Annotated in this window: 3 protein-coding genes and 2 pseudogenes; 2 read left to right on the top strand and 3 right to left on the bottom strand. The window is 39.6% G+C overall.

The window, feature by feature from the left end; genetic code table 11:
• Positions 1-58: 58 nt before the first annotated feature.
• Positions 59-1,516, bottom strand: a complete 1,458-nt coding sequence (locus GNE10_RS31110; RefSeq protein WP_260447103.1) for an ATP-binding protein — start codon at positions 1,514-1,516, stop codon at positions 59-61.
• The gene (locus GNE10_RS31105) at positions 1,513-4,551 is read right to left on the bottom strand and encodes a hypothetical protein (RefSeq protein ID WP_185569728.1); all 3,039 of its coding nucleotides are present in this window, start codon (positions 4,549-4,551) and stop codon (positions 1,513-1,515) included. Before GNE10_RS31105 ends, GNE10_RS31110 begins: the two co-directional genes overlap by 4 nt.
• Before the next feature lie 149 nt (positions 4,552-4,700).
• On the opposite strand from GNE10_RS31105, the pseudogene GNE10_RS36615 reads away from it, so the two are divergent.
• A pseudogene (locus tag GNE10_RS36615) lies at positions 4,701-4,964 on the top strand (SAM-dependent methyltransferase); the annotation flags it as partial.
• Positions 4,965-4,996: 32 nt separating this feature from the next.
• On the opposite strand, the gene GNE10_RS31100 reads toward GNE10_RS36615, so the two are convergent.
• On the bottom strand, positions 4,997-5,491 hold the full coding sequence (locus GNE10_RS31100; protein WP_016869161.1) for a hypothetical protein: 495 nt from the start codon (positions 5,489-5,491) through the stop codon (positions 4,997-4,999).
• 279 nt (positions 5,492-5,770) lie between these two features.
• Here GNE10_RS31100 and GNE10_RS31095 point away from each other — a divergent pair.
• Positions 5,771-5,976, top strand: a pseudogene (locus GNE10_RS31095) (site-specific integrase); the annotation flags it as partial.

Below are 5,976 nucleotides of genomic sequence, written 5' to 3'. Positions count from 1 at the left end.
ATCTGACTCGCCCAATTTTGCAAAACTTCAATATACCTCATTTCTATTTTTCCTCTGCCTAGAGTGACAAAAGAGGGATAATGTCTGCATTGGTATTGATGCAAAACAGTCCGTGATTCTCCAATGGTGCTGCAATGCTCCCGCCCAATGATTCTCCCGGTTGACTCTTGAACTTCTCAATTACGTCCTTGTTAACGTTTTTTCTGGGACTGACATAGAAGAACAAAAAGCCATCGTCGAGATGCTGTTTGAGAAATTCTACAATGGTTGTGGTTTTACCAATGCCAGGATTGCCAGTTAAGAAAAGATAAGGATTGTCATTAGTCAGGGCAGTTTTAATTAGTGCGGTGTGAGCCGAACGTAGGTCTAGACTACCACTCAGTCCGAGTTGAGCCATTAATTGAGGTGGCACTTCCCCGCTTGAGTTAAAAAACCCTGTTACTCGCTCCTGGTGAGTAACCAAAGTAGTTGTATCAGGTGGTACTGCTAAAAGAGAGTTTATAAATGTCTTGCCATTAACAAAACTCTCAGCTGCTTTCCTTTTGACGATTCTGAGAACTTGTTGACGAGCTTCGACGATCGCTTGACCACTTTGTTGCTGCTTATAAATGCGGTGGCAGGTATTTAAGATATCTAAATTTTCTCGATTTACTGACATCGCACTCACACCTCGGTCAGTGTAACCCATAATGCTAAACATCACGGGATCAGCTTCTTGGAGAAGAGAGTGCTGTCGTAAAAACTCATAGAAGCTATGAGCATAACTGGCTGCTTGGATTAATTTGACACTCTCTTTGTCCTTGCGCTTGAAAGCTGTGAAATAACGAGCAATCCCTTCAGAAAAGGTTAATCCAAGTTTTGTGGTGTCTGTTCCCGTATCGATACTAAGTCCAGAGAAAACACTTTTTGAGCGTAAATAACTAATTTCACTGAGCAGTAATTGCCGTATAACTTCTACATTATCTAAATCTTTAATATCTTCAGCTGACTTAATCGAGAACACTGATAAATCCACTGAGAGAATACGAAACTGTTTGCCGTTGTGCAGCAGCATTAAAGTATCAGCCCTAAGAAACTCTCCTTGCTGCTTATAGCGACCGATATCAACCTTGATATTTCCTAATTGTGACAAGATATCTCTAAAGACTTGTTCCTCACCCTTAACAAGAGTACCAAGGCTGTTGTCATCACAAAAGTTACACTGGTAGTATAAAATTTCCAGCTTTCGCTGTTTCCAACCTGTTGATTCCAGGTACTCCCTAAAGAAATTTAAGCCGGATAAAAACCCCTTTTGGAGAAAAAATATACTCCACTTAGCAATGATTTTACTATCACTATCATTAATTACGTTAGCGCGGTCAACTATACGTCGATGCAGTTGTGGAAACCGCAATGCTTGTAAGTCACATTGATATAAATCTCCGAATCGGTGATTCAATTGGTTTTGCTGAATATAAGCAAGGATGCCAACATTGAAGCCGATTTCAAATAATCTTCCTAAATCTTCCGCAATCATTTCCGCTCCTCTCCTTCTACATTCAAGGCACGTCTAACTTCAGTTAAAAACGCCAAAGAGTTAAAGCTTACACTCCTAGTGGTATGCTTGAAAACTGATAATTTACCAACGGCATCATCTCCAATGATGTTTTCGTAAGGGTCAAGTTTAAAGCTAATGTTCCGATTCTTTCTGGGAACAGCTTCGTAACGCGAAAAGTGGAATAAGGTTAGATATTGCAAGATATCATTTTTGATAGGATTGTTTTCGCGGTCATAAATTAGTCCCCTACGGATATCTTCATCATCTAGAATGTCATCATAGACATTTAGCAAGGTGGCGTAGGAAATTACCCCGTTGTAGTAACGCTCGTCATCTTGACCGACTTTAATTCCATTGAAGAGATTGAAAAAGACAACAGCTTTCTTGCTGGGATCTTCAACTAAGCCTGTTAGTTCAAGCGTGTCTTGTATGTACAAAGAACTAACAGTCTGCCCTAGATTTACCACATAATATTTATCAAAAAATACTGGATATATTTTGATGTCGTCTCTATCTCCCTTTAAAGCCTTGAGTACAGGTGTAGACATGAAAAATAGTGATTCATCTTCATCACTCTGAGTCATATTGAGAGTGCTAGAATATGGAGACTTGGCAATATACATAAAGTGCCGATAGCCCTGGCGGTACAATTTGTCCACTTCATCAATGACAATAGTAGGTCTTTGAAACATCTGCTGATGTTCATAGTTTGCTGCGAAGGTGTTGAGCCTTTCTAAGCGAACTGTGCCATCCTGTAGACGCTCTACTCCTACAACTTCTCCTAACAAGTTTGATATTCGTTCTCCACCTCGCCAACTGGCATCACTCTCACGGCTGGAGACTATAATAATTGCTAGTTTGTCTAGCTGGGTGTTGTAAGAAGAAGCGTTGAATTTAAATTTTTTGGGCAGTACAGAGTAAAGAGAACTTAGACCATTTTCAATTTTGTAAGGATTCAGGTTTTTGACACAGAATCCTTGAGTACTGGATTGATGTTCTTCGCTCAATAAGTGGGATAAAGTTTTAGAGAGCGAGCGCATAAATTCTTCTTCTGGTGTGGAGTTCTGCTTAGTATTCAGTTGTAACCGCACAATGGGAATAAACAGTTTATCTTTGACAGACTCAAGCAGTACTTTCAGGCAGATATAAATAAGCAGAGAAAAAGTAAATCGGTAAATAAACGCTTTGGGGGAGTCAGGATTGTTGAAAATTTGCTCTCGTAACTTTTTATGATTGTAGATGAATAAAATTGGTTTTTGATCTTTGAAAGAATTATTGTAGATGTTCTGACAGGTTTCTTCAGTAAAAGGAACCAAAAGAATTGGTAGTGCTTTAATATTTGTGATATCATACGCCATGCTAAATATTTGGCGGTCATCAGTGGGGAAATAGCGAATATCTTCTACTGCAATACTGACAGAAAGATTGCAAAGGTAGCTGCTATCAACATGAGGCTCCCTGATGGAAATATACTTTAGGGCTTCTCGTGACCTCTCACCAAAGACAGGCTTGAAAAATGTAACATCAGTTAAAATGCGGTCTAAATCGCGCTCTAAAATGCCTCTTTTAACGCCGAGATAAAGCGGATACTCTCGTCTTTTTAGAATAGGCTTATCTTTGAGCAAATCCTTAAGTAACTGCCTGAGTTTTTCAATTTTTATTTTGACGTTAAATTTTTCAATTCCTTCCTTAATTTTGGCAAATATTTTCTTTTTAGCTTCTTCGTCAGAACCTTTGAGTACAGGTAATACCTGTTGCTCAAAGACCGAAACAGGTTCATAATTTAGCTCTGAATTTTCTTGGTAGTTATCTGCTAAAGGATTACTCCTAGAAGCAAATATAAAATAGTATAAAAATATTATTTTTAATACTTTTTCTTTGAAATAATCACTTTTAAAAGAGTCCCCTAATCCCGCCTTATGTTCCTGACTTTCTGGGTCGATTAGGTTGAGGTAATAATCCAGTACAGAAAGTGGCTTGTCTCCGTAAGCTTGAACTGTACCGCCAAATTTTAGTTTGAAACCAAAAATAAACTGCTGCTCTCCTTTAGTATCATCTTTTGTTTCTCCTAAATACCCTTCGATTAAGGGAATAATGGGGAGAATATCTAAAGCTTCGGCACGAGAAAATAAGTCTCTGTAGTTGACTGACTTTCCGGCATAGTTTACTTGGTAATGACCATACCCTCGGTTGATATCATTGATATATTCTTCTAGTAATCGTAGCCGTCGAATCAAATCTTGAAGATATATTTTGCCATCTACACTATCGTTAACATTCTCCAAAATAAACTCTAAATACCTGATTTTTGCCTCTCGTTTGAGCATACCAATAGCTTCGGTATACATGACTCGTTTGAGCTTGTAAAAGTCAGATTTTTGATTTTTAATCAGTTCTTCTAGTGTGTCGCTTAATTCCTCTAAATCACTCTCAGTTTCTTCGCTAAATTCTTGTTGGATATAATTATCAAGACTGGAAGAAAGTTGAGAATCAAATCCCTTGACATCTTTAACTGTGATGATTAGTTTATGAAGTTTCAAGAGAGAATCACTGCCTGAACGGTGGCGCTGAAGACTGAGCCGCTGTTTTTGCAAACCTGTATACTCTCCGAAAGGATAAGTAAATCCCAGAGATGGCTTTGTACCTTGAAAAGACTGTAAATCTGTCAGTAATTGCGAAATCGCTGATTCTACTGTTTTGTTTGGTGGTAATGCGGCAATCAAGAGGTTTTGCAAACGATCGCGGATTAGCCTGATTTGCTCTGGGAAATTTTTACTTGTGCGATCGCTAAGGTTGATAGTTGCACAACGAATCCCGCTAGCAGATGCCAAAGGGCTTTCCACTTGTGAATTAGCAACCAGATCGGCGATTTTGTCAATATTAATCCGCAATCGACTGTCATCTGGGGAGAACTGGAATGGGTTTTGACTGGGCAGCACTTCCAAGATTTTGTTGAGTAAACTGCTGTAATCTAAGGGAGCTAAATGATTGTCACCTTCAGAAATAATATTCACCCTAATGTCTCCTACAAATGGTTGAGATAGTGTAAAATGCCTTGATTGATAGTGGCGATATAAACTACATCATCTGCGCTCTTAACATTAAAAAGCAATACATTTGCACTATTACAGCATAAGAAATCAATGCTAGGCAAGTAGGGACAGATTTAGCTATCGCCACTGGATTTAGTTGCTATTTTGTACTTGAATATTGGGCTGCTGCGATCCTTGAGGTCTAACAAGTTTTAAAACTAGGTGGACATTTTGTGTTTGACATCCTCAATCCAGAACAAGCTTTAGCCGAAGATTGGTCAGTTGAAACATAGTTGGGTGCTAAAGTGTTTCTGGAATCTGTGGCTGAGTGGGAAAAAACAATCACGGGAAAATCCACAACTAAAACTAGCGCGTCTCAATTCATTAGGGCTTATTTTGGGTCAAGACAATTGTTTTATGACCAATTTCAAAAACCCTCAACATCTTCTCCTCCCAAACTGCCTGAGCCTTCCCCAAAAATCCAGTCGCTATCACTGTCGGCATTACCTTCGCCATCCACCTGAAGATTTAAGGAAGGTATGAGCTGTTCAATTTGGCTTTCAAGTCGGGAGATCGCCAGCGTTAAAGAAGCAAGTTGCTCCCTATCCTTCTTAATTTCATTTGAAATCCCCACCCGCAATTGATTTAACCGCTCTTGGAGGGTATGTACTTCCGATTTGGTCGCAGAAGGAATATTCACCTTCTCTTCCAGGGCGGCAATTTGAGCTTTCAAAGCTTCAATTTCGGCAGCAGTTGCACTATCTGCACTATCGGGACTCTCTTCCACAAGTGCTTGTTTAATACAATTCAGCACAAACTCCTTAAAAGTGAGGCGCAACTCCTCAGCACGCTGCTTGGCCTGCTTCACCAACTCCCGGTCTTCTTCAGACAGAAGTTTTATATTTATCTGCGGATATTCCACCAGTCCCTCGCGCTTTTGTTGTGGAGAAGTGATTTCTAACCAGTTCTTTAACCATTTGCTTCAAGTTCTAATATTTACTTACTCCCCCTACCTCCCCATCTACCTCTACTTCCCTTACTCTTCTCACTACCATCATCGCATATGGGATATCCGCGTATATACGATATAGATGATTCTAGATGAGCAATTTAATCGTGTCCTGGAAACAACTATCATAAAGATACCGGGAATTACAGTTCTCGGCATCATAATTATCAGTGGGGGTTGGGGATTTATCTTATGGAAAATTTACCCGTACTAAGCGTGGAATCACTTGCTGTGGAGGTGGTGACTCTACCGCTTGATGAAGCTCGTGTTGCGCTTGTGGATTATTATTTTCCCAACCGCCAAAAAATTAATTCGACACAACAGCTAATTGAGCTATGGGTGCATTCTGTCACTATTAAAAGCGACCAAACGCGACGGGCATATCGGCAAATTGGTTA

The sequence above is a fragment of the Nostoc sp. 2RC genome (assembly GCF_014222165.1).
GTDB lineage: Bacteria > Cyanobacteriota > Cyanobacteriia > Cyanobacteriales > Nostocaceae > Nostoc > Nostoc linckia.
The sequence above is the reverse complement of the archived record's forward strand: the minus strand, read 5'-3'. Positions and strand labels throughout refer to the sequence as shown.

Excerpts from the sequence above, each read along its gene's own strand:
- GNE10_RS31110 (WP_260447103.1), bottom strand. The coding sequence starts at position 1,516 with ATGATTGCGGAAGATTTAGGAAGATTATTTGAAATCGGCTTCAATGTT.